At 70.8% G+C, this 20,952-nt stretch carries 21 protein-coding genes; 6 read left to right on the top strand and 15 right to left on the bottom strand.

What is annotated here, in order from left to right; translation table 11 throughout:
- The first annotated feature begins 62 nt into the window (after positions 1-62).
- Positions 63-1,343: a serine hydrolase domain-containing protein gene (locus ACIGXX_RS42765; protein WP_399984464.1), complete on the top strand. Its 1,281-nt coding sequence runs from the start codon at positions 63-65 to the stop codon at positions 1,341-1,343.
- Here the strand turns inward: ACIGXX_RS42765 and ACIGXX_RS42760 are convergent.
- Positions 1,340-3,046: a glycerol-3-phosphate dehydrogenase/oxidase gene (locus ACIGXX_RS42760; RefSeq protein WP_351172104.1), complete on the bottom strand. Its 1,707-nt coding sequence runs from the start codon at positions 3,044-3,046 to the stop codon at positions 1,340-1,342. The genes ACIGXX_RS42765 and ACIGXX_RS42760 overlap by 4 nt on opposite strands.
- A gap of 239 nt (positions 3,047-3,285) precedes the next feature.
- Between ACIGXX_RS42760 and ACIGXX_RS42755 the strand changes: the two genes are divergently transcribed.
- On the top strand, positions 3,286-4,539 hold the full coding sequence (locus ACIGXX_RS42755; protein WP_351172101.1) for a nucleotide sugar dehydrogenase: 1,254 nt from the start codon (positions 3,286-3,288) through the stop codon (positions 4,537-4,539).
- A gap of 86 nt (positions 4,540-4,625) precedes the next feature.
- Here the strand turns inward: ACIGXX_RS42755 and ACIGXX_RS42750 are convergent, their stop codons facing one another.
- The 4 genes from ACIGXX_RS42750 to ACIGXX_RS42735 form a co-directional block, all read right to left on the bottom strand.
- Positions 4,626-5,750, bottom strand: coding sequence for a GuaB3 family IMP dehydrogenase-related protein (locus ACIGXX_RS42750; protein ID WP_351172098.1), 1,125 nt, complete (start codon positions 5,748-5,750; stop codon positions 4,626-4,628).
- Positions 5,751-5,910: 160 nt separating this feature from the next.
- Positions 5,911-7,416, bottom strand: a complete 1,506-nt coding sequence (gene guaB / locus ACIGXX_RS42745; RefSeq protein ID WP_361468404.1) for an IMP dehydrogenase — start codon at positions 7,414-7,416, stop codon at positions 5,911-5,913.
- A gap of 152 nt (positions 7,417-7,568) precedes the next feature.
- Positions 7,569-8,144 (bottom strand): sigma-70 family RNA polymerase sigma factor, encoded by a 576-nt coding sequence (locus ACIGXX_RS42740; RefSeq protein WP_055549856.1) that lies wholly within the window; start codon positions 8,142-8,144, stop codon positions 7,569-7,571.
- 266 nt (positions 8,145-8,410) lie between these two features.
- Positions 8,411-9,022: a response regulator transcription factor gene (locus tag ACIGXX_RS42735; protein WP_003948568.1), complete on the bottom strand. Its 612-nt coding sequence runs from the start codon at positions 9,020-9,022 to the stop codon at positions 8,411-8,413.
- 380 nt (positions 9,023-9,402) lie between these two features.
- Between ACIGXX_RS42735 and ACIGXX_RS42730 the strand changes: the two genes are divergently transcribed.
- Positions 9,403-9,753, top strand: a complete 351-nt coding sequence (locus tag ACIGXX_RS42730; RefSeq protein WP_351172091.1) for a WhiB family transcriptional regulator — start codon at positions 9,403-9,405, stop codon at positions 9,751-9,753.
- 22 nt (positions 9,754-9,775) lie between these two features.
- Here the strand turns inward: ACIGXX_RS42730 and ACIGXX_RS42725 are convergent, their stop codons facing one another.
- Positions 9,776-10,672: a LysR family transcriptional regulator gene (locus ACIGXX_RS42725; protein ID WP_351172088.1), complete on the bottom strand. Its 897-nt coding sequence runs from the start codon at positions 10,670-10,672 to the stop codon at positions 9,776-9,778.
- 79 nt (positions 10,673-10,751) lie between these two features.
- On the opposite strand from ACIGXX_RS42725, the gene ACIGXX_RS42720 reads away from it, so the two are divergent.
- Complete coding sequence (locus tag ACIGXX_RS42720; protein WP_399984456.1) at positions 10,752-11,462, top strand: MOSC domain-containing protein; 711 nt, start codon at positions 10,752-10,754, stop codon at positions 11,460-11,462.
- A 9-nt stretch (positions 11,463-11,471) separates the two neighbouring features.
- Entirely contained in the window at positions 11,472-12,245 is a 774-nt protein-coding gene (locus ACIGXX_RS42715) for an SDR family oxidoreductase (RefSeq protein ID WP_351172082.1), read from the top strand.
- 169 nt (positions 12,246-12,414) lie between these two features.
- Here ACIGXX_RS42715 and groL read toward each other — a convergent pair whose 3' ends face one another.
- From groL to ACIGXX_RS42695, 4 genes are all read right to left on the bottom strand, one after another.
- The gene (groL, locus tag ACIGXX_RS42710; RefSeq protein ID WP_351172079.1) at positions 12,415-14,040 is read right to left on the bottom strand and encodes a chaperonin GroEL; all 1,626 of its coding nucleotides are present in this window, start codon (positions 14,038-14,040) and stop codon (positions 12,415-12,417) included.
- A gap of 116 nt (positions 14,041-14,156) precedes the next feature.
- Positions 14,157-14,465, bottom strand: coding sequence for a co-chaperone GroES (groES, locus tag ACIGXX_RS42705; RefSeq protein ID WP_006347174.1), 309 nt, complete (start codon positions 14,463-14,465; stop codon positions 14,157-14,159).
- A gap of 186 nt (positions 14,466-14,651) precedes the next feature.
- On the bottom strand, positions 14,652-14,954 hold the full coding sequence (locus ACIGXX_RS42700) for a hypothetical protein (protein WP_351172075.1): 303 nt from the start codon (positions 14,952-14,954) through the stop codon (positions 14,652-14,654).
- Positions 14,951-15,934, bottom strand: a complete 984-nt coding sequence (locus ACIGXX_RS42695) for a polysaccharide deacetylase family protein (RefSeq protein ID WP_399984449.1) — start codon at positions 15,932-15,934, stop codon at positions 14,951-14,953. The genes ACIGXX_RS42700 and ACIGXX_RS42695 overlap by 4 nt, the downstream gene beginning before the upstream one ends.
- A gap of 82 nt (positions 15,935-16,016) precedes the next feature.
- On the opposite strand from ACIGXX_RS42695, the gene ACIGXX_RS42690 reads away from it, so the two are divergent.
- Positions 16,017-17,249, top strand: coding sequence for a methyltransferase domain-containing protein (locus ACIGXX_RS42690; RefSeq protein WP_399984446.1), 1,233 nt, complete (start codon positions 16,017-16,019; stop codon positions 17,247-17,249).
- Between the two features lie 4 nt (positions 17,250-17,253).
- Here the strand turns inward: ACIGXX_RS42690 and ACIGXX_RS42685 are convergent, their stop codons facing one another.
- The 5 genes from ACIGXX_RS42685 to rimI all read right to left on the bottom strand — a co-directional run bounded on the left by ACIGXX_RS42685 (position 17,254) and on the right by rimI (position 20,952).
- On the bottom strand, positions 17,254-18,540 hold the full coding sequence (locus ACIGXX_RS42685; protein ID WP_366463631.1) for a sigma-70 family RNA polymerase sigma factor: 1,287 nt from the start codon (positions 18,538-18,540) through the stop codon (positions 17,254-17,256).
- Between the two features lie 56 nt (positions 18,541-18,596).
- Positions 18,597-18,953 carry a YciI family protein gene (locus ACIGXX_RS42680; RefSeq protein WP_351172063.1) on the bottom strand — a complete coding sequence of 119 codons (357 nt, stop codon included), beginning with the start codon at positions 18,951-18,953 and terminating at the stop codon, positions 18,597-18,599.
- 166 nt (positions 18,954-19,119) lie between these two features.
- On the bottom strand, positions 19,120-19,377 hold the full coding sequence (locus ACIGXX_RS42675) for a hypothetical protein (protein ID WP_399984441.1): 258 nt from the start codon (positions 19,375-19,377) through the stop codon (positions 19,120-19,122).
- Complete coding sequence (gene tsaD / locus ACIGXX_RS42670) at positions 19,374-20,486, bottom strand: tRNA (adenosine(37)-N6)-threonylcarbamoyltransferase complex transferase subunit TsaD (protein WP_351172057.1); 1,113 nt, start codon at positions 20,484-20,486, stop codon at positions 19,374-19,376. Before tsaD ends, ACIGXX_RS42675 begins: the two co-directional genes overlap by 4 nt.
- Positions 20,479-20,952, bottom strand: a complete 474-nt coding sequence (gene rimI / locus ACIGXX_RS42665) for a ribosomal protein S18-alanine N-acetyltransferase (RefSeq protein WP_351172213.1) — start codon at positions 20,950-20,952, stop codon at positions 20,479-20,481. The genes tsaD and rimI overlap by 8 nt, the downstream gene beginning before the upstream one ends.

Here is a 20,952-nt window from a genome sequence, read left to right as displayed (position 1 = left end):
GACCGGTCTACGCCCAGGGTCCAACGTCCCTCATGATGGGCTCCGCACAGGGAGGGACCGCCATGCCCAATCAACGGACACTGCTGGCCATACCCCTTGTGGTGGCCCTCATCGGCCTGGCTTCCGCCAGTGCGCCGCCGGCCTCGAAACCGGCCACGGACGCCACTCTTCCGTTGCTCGTCACCCGAGGCAAGGCCCCCGCCGCGGCTCTGTTGGCCCGCGAAGCCTCCTGGTCAACGCCCGTGCCGGGCGCCCCGGACCCACAAACGGGACAGCAGAGGGCCCAACGGCCCCGCTGGCACTTCGCGCACGCCGACCAGCTCACCGCCGCCGACACCACCACAGGCACGGACAAAACCCCGACACCCAACACCGGTACGAGCAACGGCAAGGGCGGCAGCGACGTCAGTAGCGGCAGCGGGGCCGACACCGAGAGCGCCCGCCGACTCCCCGGCGCGCGCGGCACCGGTGACGCCGACCGCATCCGCATCCGCCGCACCGACCACTTCCGCGCCGGCAGCATCACCAAGACGTTCATCGCGACGGTCGCGCTCCAACTCGCCGCCGAACGGCGTCTGTCCCTGTCCGACCCCGTGGACCGCCATCTGCCCGGCCTCATCCGCGGCAGAGGGCTCGACGGCCGCACCCTCACGCTGCGTTCCCTGCTCACCCACACCAGCGGCCTCGCGGACTACACCACCGGCACCAAAGGCCTCGTCCCCCTCACTCCGACGGAGGCGGTCCGCACCGCCCTCGCCCTCCCCGCGACCACACCCGGCCGCTGGTCGTACTCCAACACCAACTACGTCGTCATCGGCATGGTGATCAGGCAGGTCACCGGCCGCTCGTACGCCACCGAGACCGAACGCCGCATCATCACCCCCCTCCGTCTGTCCGGCACTTCCTTCCCCGGCACCCGCACCACGCTGCCGTCCCCGCACGGCCGCGCGTACACGAGCGAGGGCCAGGACGTCACCGCCCTCGACCCGAGCGTCGCGGGCGCCGCGGGCGAGCTGATCTCCACGCTCACCGACCTGGACCGCTTCTACGCCGCCCTGCTCGCCGGCCGGCTGCTCCCCGCGCCCCAGCTCCGCCAGATGCTCAACACCCGCGCGGCGGAAGGCCGCTACGGCATGGGCCTCTACCCGCAGAAGCTGCCCTGCGGCACCACGGTCTGGGGCCACAACGGACGCATCCCCGGAAGCTACGTGCGCACCGCGGCCACCCGCGACGGCGACCGCGTCCTCACGTTCCGGGTCAACACGGACGCGATAGCCGACCCGGGCCTCGAACGGACACTCCTGACGGCTGAGTTCTGTCCCCGGCGCTCAACCCGGGGTTAGAGCGGCACGATGTCCGGTGCGCCCAGCCGCGCCGCGTCCGCCGTCAGGTCGTCCGGCTGCCGCTGCGACTCCCGCTCCGCCTCCACCCGCTTCTCGTAGTGCTGCACCTCCCGCTCCACCTGGTCCTTGTCCCAGCCGAGGACCGGCGCCATCAGCTCCGCGCACACCCGCGCGCTGCGCGTGCCCCGGTCGAACGTCTCGATCGAGATGCGCGTGCGCCGGGTCAGCACGTCGTCCAGGTGCCGTGCCCCCTCGTGCGAGGCGGCATAGACGATCTCGGCGCGCAGATAGTCGTCCGCGGCCTGGAGCGGCTCGCCCAGCGTGGGGTCGGCCGTGACGAGCTCGAGGACTTCCTCGGCCAGCGAGCCGTACCGGTTCAACAGGTGTTCCACGCGCACCACATGGAGCCCGGTGCGGGCGGCGATCCTGGCGCGCGCGTTCCACAGCGCCTTGTATCCCTCGGCGCCGACCAGCGGAATGTCCTCGGTGACGCAGTCGGCGACCCGCTGGTCGAGCGCGTGCACCGCCTCGTCCACGGCATCCTTCGCCATTACTCGGTACGTCGTGTACTTGCCGCCCGCGATGACCACGAGGCCGGGCGCCGGATGTGCCACCGTGTGCTCGCGCGACAGCTTGCTCGTGGCGTCCGACTCGCCCGCGAGCAGCGGTCGCAGGCCGGCGTACACCCCTTGGACGTCGTCGCGTGAAAGGGGCACCGCGAGCACCGAGTTCACATGCTCGAGCAGATAGTCGATGTCGGCGCTGGACGCCGCCGGATGCGCCTTGTCCAGGTCCCAGTCGGTGTCGGTGGTCCCCACGATCCAGTGCCGTCCCCACGGGATGACGAAGAGGACGCTCTTCTCCGTCCGCAGGATCAGCCCGGTCGTCGAGTTGATCCGGTCCTTGGGCACGACCAGGTGGATGCCCTTGGAGGCCCTGACGTGGAACTGTCCGCGCTCGCCGACCATCGCCTGGGTGTCGTCCGTCCACACGCCGGTGGCGTTCACCACCTGCTTGGCCCGGACCTCGTACTCCCCGCCGCCCTCGACGTCCTGCACCCGGGCGCCGACGACGCGCTCGCCCTCGCGCAGGAAGCCCGTGACCCGCGCGCGGTTGGCGACCTTCGCGCCGTACGCCGCCGCTGTGCGCACCAGGGTGGCCACATAGCGCGCGTCGTCCATCTGCGCGTCGTAGTACTGCATGGCCCCCGTCAGCGCGTCCTTCTTCAGGCACGGGGCGACGCGCAGGGCGTGACGCCGGGTCAGGTGGCGGTGCATGGGCAGGCCTCGGCCGTGCCCTCGCGACATCGACATGGCGTCGTACAACGCGACGCCCGATCCGGCGTAGATCCGCTCCCAGCCCTTGTGCTGCAAGGGGTACAGGAACGGCACCGGCTTCACGAGGTGCGGGGCGAGCCGCTCCAGGAGCAGGCCGCGCTCCTTCAGCGCCTCGCGCACCAGCGCGAAGTCGAGCATCTCCAGATAGCGCAGGCCGCCGTGGATCAGCTTGCTGGATCGGCTCGACGTGCCCGACGCCCAGTCCCGCGCCTCGACGAGGCCGGTGGACAGGCCGCGGGTCACGGCGTCCAGTGCGGTGCCCGCACCGACCACTCCCGCGCCCACGACCAGGACATCCAGCTCCCGCTCGGCCATTCCCGCAAGTGACTCGGCACGCTCCGCCGGCCCCAAGGTCGCTGTCCTCACCGCTGCCTCCCGTTAGCTGTCGGGTGTGGTCGCGCTCACATCATGCCCAGATTCTGGTCGGGTCCGCTTTGTTCGACCGCCGCCTGTGGACAACCCGGGGCCAACACTCCGACGCCCGGCGCAGCGCAATGCCGCATAACGGTCATATTTACTCCTAGTCTGACATTGCGCTGGTCCACCTTGTCCACAGGGCTTGCGCGCTCGTCCCGCTCCGGCTATTGGGAGGACGGCCCACCGCCATGCCCGCAGATCTCGCCGTCATCGGACTCGGCCACCTCGGCCTGCCCCTCGCCCAGGCCGCCGTCTCCGGCGGCATCGCCACCATCGGCTACGACCCCGTACGCGCCGTCGACCTGGCAAGCGGCCGCCTGCCCTGCGACGGCGCCGAGGGAACCCTCACCGCCGCCGATGTCCGCCGGATGCTCTCGGGGGGCTTCCGGCCCACCACCGACCCGGTCCAGCTCGGCCGGGTCCGCACCGCGGTCATCTGCGCTCCCACCCCTCCGGCGGCGGACCGCTCCCTCGACCTGAGCCAGGTGGCCGAAGCCGCCCGCGCACTCGCCGCACGGCTGCGCCCGCACACCACGGTCATCCTCGAGTCACCCGCGTACCCCGGAACCACGGAGGAATTCCTGCGCCCCATCCTCGAAGAGGGCTCAGGCCTGCGCGCCGGCCGCGACTTCCACCTCGCGCACTCGCCCGGCCGCCTCGACCCGGGCAACCGCACCCACGGCTACGCGGGCACCCCCAAGGTCATCGGCGGTCTCACCCCGGCCTGCACCGAATCGGCCGCCGCCTTCTACGGCCGCCTCACCGACAAGGTCGTACGCGCGCGTGGCCCGCGCGAGGCCGAGACCGTGCACCTCCTGGAGACCAACTACCGGCACGTGAACATGGCCCTGGTCAACGAGATGGCCGTGCTCTGCCACGACCTGAGCATCGACCTGTGGGACGTCATCCGCTGCGCCGAGACCAAGCCCTTCGGCTTCCAGGCCTTCCGCCCGGGACCCGGCGTCGGCGGGCACGGAGTCCCCCTGGACATCCCGGGCCCCGGCCGCGGCGCCCGCCCCCTGCGCATGGTCGAACTGGCCCAGCAGGTCAACGACCGCATGCCCCGGTACGTGATCCAGCGCTCGGCGACCCTGCTCAACGAACACGGCAAGTCCGCCCGCGGCGCCCGCGTCCTGCTCCTCGGCGTCACCTACAAGCCCGACCTCGCCGACCAGCAGGGCTCCCCCGCCCAGGAGGTCGCGACCCGCCTGATGGAGATGGGCGCCGCCGTCAGCTACCACGACCCCTACGTGCCCAGCTGGAGCGTCCTGGGCCACCCCGTCCCCCGCGCGGACTCCCTCTACGAAGCGGCGGCCGACGCCGACCTCACGATCCTGCTCCAGCACCACCGCACGTACGACCTGCAGGGTCTGGCCGTGAAGGCCCAGCTGCTCCTCGACACGAGGGGCGCGACCCCGGCCGGCGCCGCCCACCGGCTCTGACCCACGAAGCTCCGACACACGAAGCTCTGACACACGGAGAAGGGCCCCGGTACGAGTACCGGGGCCCTTCTTAAAGAAGAAGTCGATCAGCGCTTGTGCTGCGCGTCCGCGACCGTCACCTCGACGCGCTGGAACTCCTTGAGCTCGCTGTAGCCCGTCGTCGCCATCGCACGGCGCAGCGCCCCGAAGAAGTTCATCGAGCCGTCCGGGATGTGCGAGGGACCGCTGAGGATCTCCTCGGTCGTGCCGACCACACCGAGGTCGACGCGCTTGCCGCGCGGCACGTCCTCGTGCACGGCCTCCATGCCCCAGTGGTGGCCCTTGCCGGGCGCGTCCGTGGCGCGCGCCAGCGGGGAGCCGATCATCACCGAGTCGGCGCCGCAGGCGATGGCCTTGGGCAGGTCGCCGGACCAGCCCACGCCGCCGTCGGCGATGACGTGCACGTACCGGCCGCCGGACTCGTCCATGTAGTCGCGGCGGGCGGCCGCGACGTCCGCGACGGCCGTGGCCATCGGCACCTGGATGCCCAGGACGTTGCGCGTGGTGTGCGCGGCGCCGCCGCCGAAGCCGACGAGGACACCGGCCGCGCCCGTGCGCATCAGGTGCAGCGCCGCGGTGTACGTGGCGCAGCCGCCGACGATCACCGGGACGTCGAGCTCGTAGATGAACTGCTTGAGGTTGAGCGGCTCGGCGGCACCGGAGACGTGCTCGGCGGAGACGGTGGTCCCGCGGATGACGAAGATGTCCACGCCGGCGTCCACGACGGCCTTGGAGAACTCGGCGGTGCGCTGCGGGGAGAGCGCGGCGGCGGTGACCACGCCCGAGTCGCGCACCTCCTTGATGCGCTGCCCGATCAGGTCGGCCTTGATCGGCGCGGAGTAGATCTCCTGGAGGCGACGGGTCGCGTTGTCGGTGTCCAGCTCCGCGATCTCGTCGAGCAGCGGCTGCGGGTCCTCGTACCGCGTCCACAGGCCCTCGAGGTTCAGGACGCCCAGACCACCCAGCTCACCGATGCGGATCGCGGTCTGCGGCGAGACGACCGAGTCCATCGGCGCCGCCAGGAAGGGCAGCTCGAAGCGGTAGGCGTCGATCTGCCAGGCGATCGAGACCTCCTTCGGGTCGCGGGTACGACGGCTAGGCACGACGGCGATGTCGTCGAAGGCGTACGCCCGGCGGCCGCGCTTGCCGCGCCCGATCTCGATCTCAGTCACGTGGGTGGCCCTTCAGCTTTCTTCGGTACTTCGCACTTCTTCGGCACTTCGGCACTCGGTCTGCCGCTCCAGTATCCCCGACGCACGCAAAGGGGGCGGACCCGGGAATCCGGACCGCCCCCACGCGCGCGTGGAGCGCTGTCAGCGCTCCACGGAAGGGTCAGCGCTTGTTCGTGTAGTTCGGCGCCTCGACCGTCATCTGGATGTCGTGCGGGTGGCTCTCCTTGAGGCCCGCCGACGTGATGCGCACGAAGCGGCCCTTGGACTCCATCTCGTCGATGGAGGCGGCGCCCACGTAGCCCATCGTCTGGCGCAGGCCGCCGACGAGCTGGTGCAGCACGTTGGCCAGCGGGCCGCGGTAGGCCACCTGGCCCTCGATGCCCTCGGGGACGAGCTTGTCGTCCGAGGAGACCTCCGCCTGGAAGTAGCGGTCCTTCGAGTACGAACGACCCTGGCCACGGGACTGCATGGCACCGAGCGAACCCATGCCGCGGTAGGACTTGAACTGCTTGCCGTTGATGAACATCAGCTCACCCGGCGACTCCTCGCAGCCCGCGAGCAGCGAACCGAGCATCACGGTGTCGGCGCCGGCGGCCAGCGCCTTGCCGATGTCACCGGAGTACTGGAGGCCGCCGTCGCCGATGACCGGGACGCCGGCCGCACGCGCCGCGACCGCCGCCTCGTAGATGGCGGTGACCTGCGGGACGCCGATTCCGGCGACCACGCGCGTGGTGCAGATGGAACCCGGGCCGACACCGACCTTGACGCCGTCGACACCGGCGTCGATCAGTGCCTGCGCGCCGTCACGCGTCGCGACGTTGCCGCCGATGACGTCGACGCCCACGCCCGACTTGATCTTCGACATCCAGCTCAGGGCGTTGCTGTTGTGCCCGTGCGAGGTGTCGACGATGAGGAAGTCCACGCCCGCGCCGGCCAGGGCCTGCGCGCGCTCCAGCGCCTCGGGGCTCGCGCCGACGGCGGCACCGACGAGGAGACGGCCCTCGGCGTCCTTGGCCGCGTTCGGGTACTGCTCGGCCTTCTTGAAGTCCTTGACCGTGATGAGGCCCTTGAGGATGCCCGCGTCGTCGACGAGCGGCAGCTTCTCGATCTTGTGGCGGCGCAGCAGCTCCATGGCGTCGACGCCGGAGATGCCGACCTTGCCGGTCACGAGCGGCATGGGCGTCATGACCTCGCGCACCTGGCGGCTGCGGTCGTTCTCGAAGGCCATGTCGCGGTTGGTGACGATGCCGAGCAGCTTGCCCGCCGGGTCGGTCACCGGGACGCCGCTGATGCGGAACTTGGCGCACAGCGCGTCGGCCTCGCCCAGCGTGGCGTCCGGGTTCACGGTGATCGGGTCGGTGACCATGCCGGACTCGGAGCGCTTCACCAGGTCGACCTGGTTGACCTGGTCCTCGATCGACAGGTTGCGGTGCAGCACGCCGACACCACCCTGGCGCGCCATGGCGATCGCCATGCGGGCCTCGGTGACCTTGTCCATCGCCGCGGACAGCAGCGGAATGTTCACGCGCACGTTGCGGGAGATACGGGACGAGGTGTCGACCGCGTTCGGGAGGACTTCCGACGCGCCGGGCAGCAGCAGCACGTCGTCGTAGGTCAGCCCGAGCGTCGCGAACTTCTCGGGCACTCCGTCGACGTTTGCAGTCATGACACCTTCCCCAAATGGCCTTGATCGGTGCGGATGTCCATGCTAACGGGAACGGAGGGTGTCTCATTCCACGATCAAGATCATCGACCATGTTTGTACGTTCATACGTCATGAACGGACAGGGAAGGCGACGATCGGGCGACCGGTGATCGTTACTGCTCGGCCAGTGCCCGCAGCCGGCTCAGCGCGCGATGCTGCGCGACCCGCACGGCCCCCGGCGACATGCCCAGCATCTGCCCGGTCTCCTCGGCGGTGAGCCCGACGGCGATCCTCAGGAGCAGCAGCTCGCGCTGGTTCTCCGGAAGGTTGGCCATGAGCTTCTTGGCCCATTCGGCGTCGCTGCTGAGCAGCGCGCGCTCCTCGGGACCGAGGGAGTCGTCGGGCCGCTCCGGCATCTCGTCCGACGGCACCGCCGTGGAACCGGGATGGCGCATCGCCGCGCGCTGCAGGTCGGCGACCTTGTGCGCGGCGATCGCGAAGACGAAGGCCTCGAAGGGGCGCCCCGTGTCCTTGTAACGCGGCAGGGCGAGGAGGACCGCGACGCACACTTCCTGCGCCAGGTCCTCCACGAAGTGCCGTGCGTCACCCGGCAGTCGGGAGAGCCGCGTGCGGCAGTACCGCAGCGCCAGGGGGTGCACATGAGCCAGCAGATCGTGCGTGGCCTGCTCATCACCCTCGACCGCGCGAAGGACGAGGGCACCGATCACCGTCGTCTTGTCATCGCGCATCGGTCCATGGTGCCTTGGCGCCGATTGATCCGTGGCACCACGTCCGTAGTTGTGCACCGAAGCGTTATGAGCAGGTGCGCCGGAACTCATCTCGTGCGCCCTCCCCTCCCGCTCGACCGACCTGTCCCCGAGGAACTCCACACCTCAAGGATGCGGCATCGGCGGCGAAGCAACGGCAACCGCTCCCGCGAGAGGGAGCGACGGGCGTCCGTCACCCCGCCCACCACACGGCGGGCGGGGGTCGCCGTGCCCGCACGGCGGCACACCTATCGGACCAGGCCCCAGCGGAAACCGAGCGCCACGGCGTGCGCGCGGTCCGAGGCGCCGAGCTTCTTGAACAACCGCCGGGCGTGGGTCTTGACCGTGTCCTCGGAGAGAAAAAGCTCACGTCCGATCTCGGCGTTCGACCGGCCGTGGCTCATGCCCTCGAGCACTTGGATCTCACGCGCGGTGAGTGTGGGCGCCGCGCCCATCTCGGCCGAGCGCAGTCTGCGCGGAGCGAGCCGCCACGTCGGGTCGGCGAGCGCCTGGGTCACGGTCGCCCGTAGTTCGGCGCGCGAGGCGTCCTTGTGCAGATAGCCGCGGGCACCGGCGGCGACCGCGAGCGCGACACCGTCCAGATCCTCGGCCACGGTGAGCATGATGATGCGCGCACCGGGGTCGGCGGACAGCAGCCGCCGGACCGTCTCGACGCCGCCCAGTCCGGGCATGCGTACGTCCATCAGAATCAGGTCCGAGCGGTCGGCGCCCCAGCGGCGGAGGACTTCCTCGCCGTTGGCCGCTGTCGTCACGCGCTCGACGCCGGGCACGGTCGCGACCGCGCGGCGGAGCGCCTCTCGGGCAAGCGGGGAGTCGTCGCAGACGAGGACGGATGTCATGGCCGCCCTCCGCAGCTGATGCGCGTCACCTTGAGCCTCCAGGCTGGTACATATTCGTCACCTGTGCGGTTGACGCTCTCGGACATCTGCCCGAGCGCTTGTTCTTTCAACCGCCTCGCACTCTCAACGACGGTCACCCGAAAGAGTTACGGGGCGGTGGGCCACGTTCGGCACTCTACGTGAGGGCGCGGACACAGAGCAGGCAGCGCAAGAGACCCTCAACCTTTCATCACAACCCATGCCCCATTTAGCCGCCTTCCTTCCCTTTTGCTGGTGTCTGTGGCTAGATTTTCCAATGAGTCATATTTTCATCTCCTTAGACAGTAGATGTACGGTCATGGGCACCGTATCCGCGCAGAACGGCTACCAGGAGACAAGCAATGGCAGATTTCTCCCGCCTTCCCGGACCGAACGCAGATCTCTGGGACTGGCAGCTCCTCGCCGCCTGCCGGGGGGTCGACAGCTCGCTCTTCTTCCACCCCGAGGGCGAGCGGGGCGCGGCACGCAGCGCACGTGAGAACTCCGCCAAGGAGGTCTGCATGAGGTGCCCCGTACGCGCGGAGTGCGCCGCTCACGCCCTCGCGGTACGGGAGCCGTACGGCGTCTGGGGCGGTCTTACCGAGGACGAGCGCGAGGAGCTCATGGGCCGCGCCCGCAACCGCCTCGTCACGACGTCCGCGCCGTCGGCGTCGGCTTCCTCGTCGAGCGGCGGCATGGTCACGCGCACTTGAAGGAACGTTTCTTCGCGGGCGCTCAGCGCTCCGCGGCCCGCGCCAGGTGGTCCAGGGTGGCCGCCACGGCGGGCACCTGCGCCAGATCCGGCAGGGTGAGCGCGACGATCTCGCGCTGGACGGCAGGCTCCACCGTCACTGTGCGTGCACCTTTGGGGCGTACGGACTCGATGGCGAGCTCGGGGAGCACCGCCACTCCCAGGCCGGCGCCGACCAGGCCGATCACCGCCGGATAGTCGTCCGTCGCGAAGTCGATGCGGGGCACGAATCCCGCCCCCTCGCAGACCTCGACCAGCTGCCTGCGGCAGCGCGGACAGCCCGCGATCCACGGCTCGTCGGCCAGCTCCCCGATGGCGACCGAATCCGCCCTGGCGAGCCGATGCCCCTCGGGCACGAGGCCGACGAGCCGGTCGGCGAGCAGCGGGCGCACGACCAGGTCGTCCCACTCCTCGGCGGCGGACGCGCCGTCGTACCGGAAGGCGAGCGCCACGTCGCAGTCGCCCTCGCGCAGCATCTCCACCGAGCGCGGCGGTTCGGCCTCCACCAGCGAGACCCGGGTGCCGGGGTGCGCGGCACGCAGGGCGGCGAGCGCGCTCGGCACCAGCGTCGAGCTGCCGCTGGGGAAGGAGACCAGGCGGACCCGGCCCGCCCGCAGGCCCGCGATCGCGGCGACCTCCTCCTCGGCGGCGGTCAGCCCCGCCAGAATCCCGGCGGCGTGCCGCACCAGGGCCTCGCCCGCCTGGGTCAGGCGCATCTCGCGCCCGGTGCGGATCAGCAGCGTCGTACCCGCGGAGGCTTCGAGCGCCTTCATCTGCTGGCTGACGGCGGGCTGGGTGCAGCCGAGCTCGCGCGCGGCGGCCGAGAAGGAGCCGGTGGCGGCGACGGCACGCAGGACGCGGAGATGACGGGCCTCGATCATGAATGAAGCATAAGTGACGCTTGGGGCAAACGCCCAATAATGCGTCGCCACTTTGAGCGAGCTCGCCTAGCCTTCCGCCATGAAGCTTCTCTCCGTGAATCTGGGCCGGTTCAAAGCCGTGGAGTACACCGACGCTCCCTCGGGCGGCACCGGCATCGACAAGCAGCCCGCCGATGGGGCCGTTCGGGTGGCGGCTCCCGGCGCGAAGGGGACCGCCGGGAGCGGGGTGGCCGGGGACGAGGTCTGCGACCGGCGGCACCACGGCGGCGACGACCAGGCGGTGTACGCCTACGCGCGCGAGGACCTCGACGAGTGGGAGCGCCTGCTCGGCCGTCCGCTGGCCAACGGCTCCTTCGGCGAGAACCTCACGACGTCCGGGCTCGACGTGAACGGCGCGAAGATCGGCGAGCGTTGGCGCGTCGGCCCCGATCTGCTCCTCGAGGTGACGTCGGGCCGCATTCCCTGCCAGACGTTCCAGGGCCATCTCGGCGAGACGAAATGGGTCAAGCGCTTCACCCGACAGGGCGCTCCCGGCGCCTATCTGCGGGTGATCGAACCGGGTGAGATCCGGGGCGGGGACACGATCGAGGTCGTGCACCGGCCGGCGCACGACATCACCGTCGCCCTCCAGTTCAGGGCCGTGATGACGGAGAAGCACCTGCTGCCGAGCCTGCTCGCCGCCGGGGACGCGCTGCATCCCGAGCTGATCGAGACGGCTCGGAAGTACGCGCAGAAGCACGGCGGTCCCGACGGCCATCCGGGTAACACGGCGGTCACCGGATCTCACTAGCCTTGGGCCATGACTACGGCTCTGATTACGGGATCGACCGCCGGTATCGGCGCGGCCTTCGCCCGGCGGCTCGCCGGTGACGGCCACAACCTGGTCCTGGTGGCACGGAACACCGAGCGACTGCGGGAACAGGCGACCGAACTGCACGACCGGCACGGCATCGAGGCCGAGGTCCTCACCGCGGACCTCGCGACGGACGACGGCATCGCCGCCGTCGAGAAGCGGCTCGCGGACCGCAGGAGCCCCGTCGACCTGCTGGTGAACAACGCCGGGTTCGGCAACAAGGGCCGGTACCTGGAGGTGTCCATCGAGGACGAGTTGACGATGCTGAAGGTGCACTGCGAGGCGGTGCTGCGCCTGACGTCGGCGGCGACGGAGTCGATGCGCGAGCGCGGCCGCGGCGGCGTCGTCAACGTCGCGTCGGTGGCGGCGTTCGTGCCGCGCGGGACGTACGGCGCGTCGAAGGCGTGGGTCGTGCAGTTCACGCAGGGCGCGGCGAAGGACCTGGCCGGCTCCGGGGTGCGGCTGATGGCCCTGTGCCCCGGGTTCGTACGGACCGAGTTCCACGAGCGGGCCGGGATGGGGACGTCCAACATCCCCAAGTGGATGTGGCTCGACGCGGACAAGCTGGTCGCGGCGGCGCTTTCCGACTTGGCGCGGGGCAAGACCCTGTCCATCCCGGACCCCCGCTACAAGGCGCTGATGGGCGTGGTGAAGGTGACGCCGAGGGCGCTGCTGGGCGGAGTGACCTCCCGTACCGGCCGCAAGTACGGCCCGCAGTAGGAGCTCCCAAAGGAGCGCCCCGTCAGGGGCGCGGGGAACTGCGCGAGGACGGACCGCGACTCGCGGTCGGCACCGGCGCGGAACCCGGCAGACGAGAATCCGAAAAACACCGAGGCCCGGCGCCCCCGAGGGGGCACCGGGCCTCGGCTCAGCTCAGCGGAGCGACGGGTCAGTGAGAGTGACCGTGCCCGTGGCCCGCGGCGTCGCCCTCGTCCTCGGCCGGCTTCTCGACGACCAGGGTCTCGGTCGTGAGGAGCAGCGACGCGATGGACGCGGCGTTCTCCAGGGCGGAGCGGGTGACCTTGACCGGGTCGATGACGCCGGCCTTGACCAGGTCGCCGTACTCACCGGTCGCGGCGTTGAAGCCGAAGCCCTTGTCGAGCTCGGCGACCTTCGAGGTGATGACGTAGCCCTCGAGGCCGGCGTTCTCGGCGATCCAGCGCAGCGGCTCGACGGCGGCGCGGCGGACGACCGCGACACCCGTGGCCTCGTCGCCGGTCTTGCCGAGGTTGCCCTCGAGGACCTTGACGGCGTGCACCAGAGCGGAGCCACCACCGGAGACGATGCCCTCCTCGACCGCGGCGCGGGTCGCGGAGATGGCGTCCTCCAGACGGTGCTTCTTCTCCTTGAGCTCGACCTCGGTCGCGGCGCCGACCTTGATCACGCAGACGCCACCAGCGAGCTTCGCCAGGCGCTCCTGCAGCTTCTCGCGGTCCCAGTCCGAGTCCGTGGACTCGATCTCGGCCTTGATCTGGTTGACGCGGCCCGCGACCTCGGAGGCGTCGCCGCCGCCGTCGACGACGGTGGTGTCGTCCTTGGTGATGGTCACGCGGCGGGCGGTGCCGAGCACGTCCAGGCCGACCTGGTCGAGCTTGAGGCCGACCTCTTCGGCGATGACGGTGCCGCCGGTGAGGGTGGCGAGGTCACCGAGCATGGCCTTGCGGCGGTCGCCGAAGCCCGGGGCCTTCACCGCGACGGCGTTGAAGGTGCCGCGGATCTTGTTCACGACCAGGGTCGACAGGGCCTCGCCCTCGACGTCCTCGGCGATGATCAGCAGCGGCTTCGAGGCGTTGGTCTGGATGACCTTCTCGAGCAGCGGGAGCAGGTCCTGGATGGACGAGATCTTGCCCTGGTGGATCAGGATGTACGGGTCGTCGAGGACGGCCTCCATACGCTCCTGGTCGGACACCATGTACGGGGACAGGTAGCCCTTGTCGAAGGCCATGCCCTCGGTGAAGTCCAGCTCCAGGCCGAAGGTGTTGGACTCCTCGACGGTGATGACACCGTCCTTGCCGACCTTGTCCATCGCCTCGGCGATGAGCTCGCCGACCTGCGGGTCCTGGGCGGACAGACCGGCGACGGCCGCGATGTCGGCCTTGTCGTCGATCGGGCGCGCGGTCGCGAGAAGCTCCTCGGACACAGCCTTGACGGCGGCGTCGATGCCCTTCTTCAGGGCGGCCGGGGAGGCGCCGGCGGCTACGTTGCGCAGGCCTTCCTTGACCAGGGCCTGGGCGAGCACGGTCGCGGTGGTGGTGCCGTCACCCGCGATGTCGTTGGTCTTGGTCGCCACCTCCTTGACGAGCTGCGCGCCGAGGTTCTCGTACGGGTCCTCGACCTCGACCTCACGGGCGATCGTGACGCCGTCGTTGGTGATCGTGGGGGCGCCGAACTTCTTGTCGATGACGACGTTGCGGCCACGGGGGCCGATCGTCACCTTGACCGTGTCGGCAAGCTTGTTGACGCCGCGCTCGAGGGCGCGACGGGCGTCCTCGTCGAACTTCAGGATCTTCGCCATGGGAGCGGTTCAGCCCTCTCGAAACTCGGGTTTAACGAACTGCGCCCCTCGCCGCCCGGCAATCAGCGGGGTGACCAGGGGCGCAGCTCAAAATCAAAACTGGTGAAGCAGGTGAATTACTTCTCGACGATCGCGAGCACGTCGCGGGCCGAGAGGACGAGGTACTCGTCGCCGTTGTACTTCACCTCGGTGCCGCCGTACTTGCTGTACAGAACGACGTCGCCGACCTTGACGTCGAGCGGCAGGCGCTCGCCGTTCTCGAAGCGGCCCGGGCCCACAGCGAGGACAGCACCCTCCTGGGGCTTCTCCTTCGCGGTGTCCGGAATGACCAGGCCGGAGGCCGTGGTCTGCTCGGCGTCGAGCGGCTGGACCACAATGCGGTCCTCGAGCGGCTTAATGGCAACCTTGGAGCTGGCGGTCGTCACGATCCGGTCTCCCCCTTCGGAGATCTACGGGGTTAACAGTCTGGGGTGGCGACCAGGTGGATCCGTCGTCGCGGGTGCCGGACCTGCCCGTCGCTGTTGGCACTCTCCAGTGGTGAGTGCCAACGCCGAGACTAGGACGCCGATTAGCACTCGGTCAAGCGGACTGCTAATTCGCTGACGCGGGTCTTATCCGGACGGGGTGCGTTTCAGGGGTACGGGGGTGGCCCCACGCCCCTCGGGGCAACGCTCCGGGGCAGCGGGCGGTTCCGTCTCCGTGGCCAGGCGCCGCCCGGATTTCTGCGGTCCCGCGGGCGGCGCACAGGCGGACGGTGACGCCTGCTTCGGCCTGGGAACCTTCTCCGCCGCCTTCCTGCCGAGCCGCTCGATCGGGTCCACCGACTGCGCGCACCCCGTGAGCAGCGCGGGCGCGAGCACGGCCGCCGCGAGGGCCGCGGCGACGTGGTGGTGCGCCCGCGCCCGCCCGGTCACAGGTAGTCCTCCAGCCTGGCCACCGCGTACCCCTTGTCGGTGACCGTCTTCATGACCTTGCGGACCATGTCGGGCATCGTGCCCTTCCAGTCCTCGCGCCCCCGGAAGTGCGTGAGGATGATGTCGCCGGGGTGCAGGTCCCGGTCCCACTCGCGCCAGTCCATGCGGTTGGGGAAGGCCTCGGACGCCCACAGCGGGACCGCCTTGATGCCGCAGGACTTGGCGGCGCGCAGCGTGTCGACGTTGTAGTTGCCGTACGGCGGGCGGAAGAGCTCGGGCCGCTTGCCGTAGCGCTTCTGGATGGTGTCCTGCATGCCGCAGATCTCGCGGCGCTGGCCCGCGTACGAAAGCCCCGGCATGTAGCGGTGGTTGAGGGTGTGGTTGTTCAGCGAGACACCGCGGGACTGCATCTTCTTGAAGTAGCCGTAGTCCTCCTTGACCAGGTAGTCGCTGAGGAACGCGGTGTACGGGATCTGCAGTTCGCTCATCATCTTCAGCAGCGCCGGGTCCTTCTCGGCGCCGTCGTCGATAGTCAGGAAGACGATCTTCTTCTTGGTCGGGATGGTCGTGAAGACGGGCGGCAGGCCCGCCTGCCCCTTGACCTCGAACCCCTTGCGGGTGGTGATCAACGGCTTCTTCGCCGGGGCGGCCGGTGCGGCCAGCGGGGTCTTCGCCAGGCCCCAGCGCTTCGCGGCGGCGGCGCGGGCGACCTGGGCGACGCGGAGCTTCTGGGCGTAGGAGTCGAGGGCGCGGGCGGGCGGCGCGTCCAGGCGCTGCTGGCCGGGGGCGGGGTTGGCGCCGCCGTCGGCGCCCGACGCACAGCCGGAGGCGATCGCGGCGGCGGTCAGCACGGCGGCCCCGACCCGCACCCGGCCCCGTACACGACCCGGCACGCGGCTCCTCGCCCGGACCCGCTCCGGACCCCACCCCCGACCCTTCCGTCTTGCACTGAATTTGTCGTTTTGTCGTACTAGTTGCATGGCGCCGGATCTTTGCAGCTCACAGGCGTGCCACAGGGGCGACACCGCCGCCGGGCGCGCACCATCCACCGACTGGCCCACAATGGGCCGGGTGAACGACCTCGACGCCGCCCTGACCTCCTTCTCCGCGCTGCTCACCGCCGAGGGCCGGTCCCTGCTCGATCTCGACGAGGTGCGGGAGGCCGATCCGGCCCGGGAGCTGGCCGTCGCCACCCGCCTGCGCCGCGAGCACCCGGCGGAGCTGGTCACGGCCGTGCTCGCACAGGCGCGGCTGCGCCGGCGGGCGGTGGCGAAGTTCGGGGCCGAGGACGCGGGGCGGATGTTCTTCACGCCCAACGGCGTCGAGCAGGCGACGCGTACGAGCGTGGCCGTGCACCGCGCCGAGAGCTTCAAGGCCCTCGGCGTCCGGAGCGTGGCCGATCTCTGCTGCGGCATCGGCGGCGACGCGATCGCCCTCGCGCGGGCCGGGATCGCCGTCCTCGCCGTCGACCGCGACCCGCTGACCTGCGCGGTGGCGCGCGCGAACGCGGACGCGCTGGGACTCGCCGAGTTGATCGAAGTCCGCGAGGCCGATGTCACCGAGGTCGACACGACCTCGTACGACGCGGTCTTCGTGGACCCGGCGCGGCGCGGCGGACGGGGCCGCATCTTCGACCCCGAGGCCTACTCCCCGCCCCTCTCCTGGGCCGTCCAGGCCGCCCGCAAGGCCCCGCACGCGGCCCTGAAGATCGCTCCCGGCATTCCGCACGAGGCGGTGCCCGCCGAGGCCGCCGCGGAGTGGATCTCGGACGGCGGGGACGTGAAGGAGGCCGTGCTGTGGTTCGGCACGGACGCCCCCTCATCGCACCGCGCGACGCTGCTGCCCTCGGGCGCCTCCCTGTGGTCACCGCTCGACGCGATGCTGCCGGACCCGCAGGTGCGGGCGGTGGGGCGCTATCTGTACGAGCCGGACGGCGCCGTCATCCGTGCGCATCTGGTGGCGGAGGTGGCCGCGCGGGTGGAGGGCGGCCTGATCGACGAGACCATCGCGTACGTCACCTCCGACTCGCTACACGCGACGCCGTACGCGGTGGCGTACGAGATCACCGATCAACTGCCCTTCGGCGTAAAGAAGTTGAAGGCACTCCTCCGGGAGCGCGAGGTCGGAATCCTGACGGTGAAGAAGCGGGGCTCCGCGGTGGAACCGGAGGAGCTGCGCCGGAAGGTGAAGCCGCAGGGCAAGAACTCGGCGACGGTCTTTCTGACGCGGGTGGCGGGGGCGCCGACCATGCTGATCGGGCACCCGGTCACGGAGAGCGGCCCCTCCGGCGCTTGAGGAACTACCCGCACTCTCCGGCCCGCCCCAGCAGAAGCTCCCGCTCCCGCTCGTTGCGCGTGAGCCCCGCCGCACGCTCGAACTCCTCCCGCGCCTCCGCCGCCCGCCCCAGCCTCACCAGCAGGTCGCCCCGCACGCTCGGCAGCAAGTGGTAGTCCTTCAGGGCGGGTTCGTCCGCGAGCGCGTCCACCAGGCGCAGCGCATCCGCCGGGCCCGATGCCATCGACACCGCCACCGCGCGGTTCAGTTCGATCACGGGTGAGGGAGTGCGGGCCGCGAGGAGTTCGTACAGCACGGCGATCTGGGACCAGTCCGTGTCCTCGTACGAGGAGGCGTTCGCGTGGCAGGCGGCGATCGCGGCCTGCAGGGCGTACGGGCCCGCCGCGCCCGGCGCCGCCGAGTGCGCGCGGGCGAGCGCCGCGAAGCCACGCCGGATCAGCGGCAGGTTCCAGTGGCGGCGGTCCTGGTCCGCCAGGAGCACCGGCTCGCCCTTCGGTCCGGTGCGCGCCGCCGCGCGGGACGCCTGGAGCTCCAACAGCGCCGCCAGGCCGTGCACTTCGGGCTCGCGCGGCATCAGACCGGCAAGGACACGGGCGAGGCGGAGCGCGTCCTCGCACAGCGAAGGCCGCAGCCAGTCGTCGCCCGCCGTGGCCGCGTACCCCTCGTTGAAGATGAGGTAGATGACGTCGAGCACCGACCCGAGCCGGCCCTCGCGCTCGGCTCCGTACGGCACTTCGAAGGCCACGCCCTTGGCGGCGAGGGTGCGCTTCGCGCGCACGATGCGCTGGGCCACCGTCGTCTCGGGGACCAGCATCGCGCGGGCGATCTCCGGCGTCGTCAGGCCGCCGAGCAGCCGCAGCGTGAGCGCGATGCGGGCCTCGGCGGAGAGCACCGGGTGACAGGCGGTGAAGACCAGGCGCAGGAGATCGTCGTCGATGTCGTCGGGGTCGGCGGGTTCGGCGGGTTCGTCGACGTGCGGCGGGGCCGCCGCCAGGTCTCGGCCCATCTCCTGGAGCTTGCGCGCGTAGCGCTCCCTGCGGCGTACGAGGTCGATGGCGCGGCGCTTGGCGGTGGTCATCAGCCAGGCGCCCGGATTGTCGGGGACACCGGCCTGCGGCCACTGCTCAAGCGCGGCGACCAGCGCGTCCTGGGCCAGCTCCTCCGCTATGCCCACGTCGCGCACGATCCGCGCGACACCGGCGACGAGGCGCGGGGACTCGATCCGGAAGACGGTCTCGATGGCGCTGCGCGGAGCGTCCTGGCGGGGGTGCTCTGAAGAGTGGGCCGTCACGGCCACCCATCAGAGCACCCTGCGCGGGGCACCGCCAAGGTCCGGTACCGGCCGCGTCAGCCCTCGATGATCTCCCGGACCTCCGCCGTCACGGTCCAGTGCTCGTCGTGGGTCTTCAGGAAGCGGCTCGCCCACTCGACGGCCTCGGCCTTGTCCTTGCACTGCGTGATCGAGTAGCCGCCGACGACCTCCTTGGCCTCGGTGAACGGACCGTCCGTGACGGACACCTGCCCGCCCTTCCAGTGCACCTGGGTGGTCTGGGCGCTCGGCGTGAGGCCCGCGGTGTCGAGCATCACCCCGGCCTTGGTGATCTCTTCGAGCAGCGCGCCCATGCGCTCGCCCATCTCGGGGCTGGGTCCGCCCTCGGGAGAGTTCTTCTCGTCGACCCGGATCATCGTCAGGAAGCGCGGCATGATCATGTCTCCGTTCGGCTGTCGCGCGCCCTGCGGGTCACGCGACGGGCGGGGCTTTTCCCCGCCTCTCACCTCTGCGTCGAACGGCAGGCGTCCCGATCGACACCGTCTTGGAAATTTCCGGGACTTTCTTCCGGGGGCGGATTCGCGGGCGTGCGTCGCCGCGTCAGTCCAGGCCCGCCGACTCGAAGCGCCACCGGTGCACCGCCCGCGTCACCAGCTCCGGCGCGGGCTCAGGCAGCTCGGGCAGGTCGGCGTCGTACGCGGCGTCCCACCAGGTCAGGACGAGGACGCGGTCCTGAGGGGCGCGGAAGCTCTCGCGGCGGACCGGGGTGCCCTCCAGGGGCTGGGCACGGGCCCACGCGAGCAGTTCCTCGCCCCGGCCCTCGACGGCGCGGGCCTCCCACATCAGCGCGACGGTCACGAGTACAGGTTCTCCTTGCTGACCTCGTGCACGTGGTCGTGGTCATGGCCGTGGGAGTGGCCCGGCACGTGCGGCTCCGTCACCGGCAGCGAGGAGTCGGCCGACAGGTCCCAGTCGGACGCCGAGCGATTGCGTGCCACCATCTCCGCGCCGAGCGCGGCCACCATCGCGCCGTTGTCCGTGCACAGCTTCGGCCGCGGCACCCGCAGCCGGATGCCGGCCGCCTCGCACCGCTCCTGCGCCAGCGCGCGCAGCCGCGTGTTGGCGGCCACGCCGCCGCCGATCATCAGATGGTCCACGCCCTCGTCCTTGCAGGCCCGCACGGCCTTGCGGGTCAGCACGTCGACGACCGCCTCCTGGAAGGACGCCGCCACGTCACGGACGGGAACCTCCTCGCCCGCGGCCCGCTTGGCCTCGATCCAGCGCGCGACGGAGGTCTTCAGGCCGGAGAAGGAGAAGTCGTACGCGGCGTCGCGCGGCCCGGTGAGACCGCGCGGGAAGGCGATCGCCTTCGGGTCGCCCTCCTTCGCGTACCGGTCGATGACGGGACCGCCGGGGAAGCCCAGGTCGAGCACCCGCGCGATCTTGTCGAAGGCCTCGCCCGCCGCGTCGTCGATGGTCGCGCCCAGCGGGCGTACGTCCGAGGTGATGTCGGTCGAGAGGAGCAGCGAGGAGTGGCCTCCGGAGACGAGCAGCGCCATCGTCGGCTCGGGCAGCGTGCCGTGCTCCAGCTGGTCGACGCAGATGTGCGAGGCCAGGTGGTTCACGCCGTAGAGCGGCTTGCCGAGCGCGTACGCGTACGCCTTGGCCGCCGAGACGCCCACGAGCAGCGCGCCCGCGAGACCGGGCCCCGCGGTCACCGCGATGCCGTCCAGGTCCTTCGCCGACACGCCCGCTTCCTTCAGGGCGCGGTCGATGGTCGGCACCATCGCCTCCAGGTGCGCCCGCGACGCGACCTCGGGCACGACACCGCCGAAGCGGGCGTGCTCGTCGACGCTGGAGGCGATGGCATCGGCGAGCAGCGTGGTGCCGCGGACGATGCCGACGCCGGTCTCGTCACAGGAGGTCTCGATGCCGAGAACGAGAGGTTGGTCGCGCGAGTCAGCCATGGGTGTCGGTTCCTTGTACGGATGTCGATGGATCGGTCAGACGCATCACCAGGGCGTCCACGTTGCCCGGCTGGTAGTAGCCGCGCCTGAAGCCGATGGGCTCGAAGCCGAAGCGCTCGTACAGCTTCTGCGCCCGGGTGTTGTCGACCCGCACCTCGAGCATGACCTCGCCGCACTCGAAGGCGGTGGCCGCGCACAGCAGATCGGTCAGGAGCCGGGAGCCGAGCCCCGTGCCCCAGTGGCTCGGGGCCACCGCGATGGTCTGCACGTCGGCCTGGTCACCGGCCGACGCGAGCCCCGCGTACCCCACGAGCCGGTCCCCGTCCGTCGCCACCACATAGCGGCGGGTGGCCAGCGGCCCGCGCGCGTGGGCGAGCTCGGACCAGAACATGCCGCGCGACCAGGCGTCGTCCGGGAAGAGCTCCTTCTCCAGGACGAAGACGGGTTCGATGTCCCACCAGCGCAT

Origin of the sequence: Streptomyces sp. NPDC055243, assembly GCF_044544025.1 — a bacterium.
Classification (GTDB): domain Bacteria; phylum Actinomycetota; class Actinomycetes; order Streptomycetales; family Streptomycetaceae; genus Streptomyces.
This window is presented reverse-complemented; position numbering and strand designations above follow the sequence as displayed.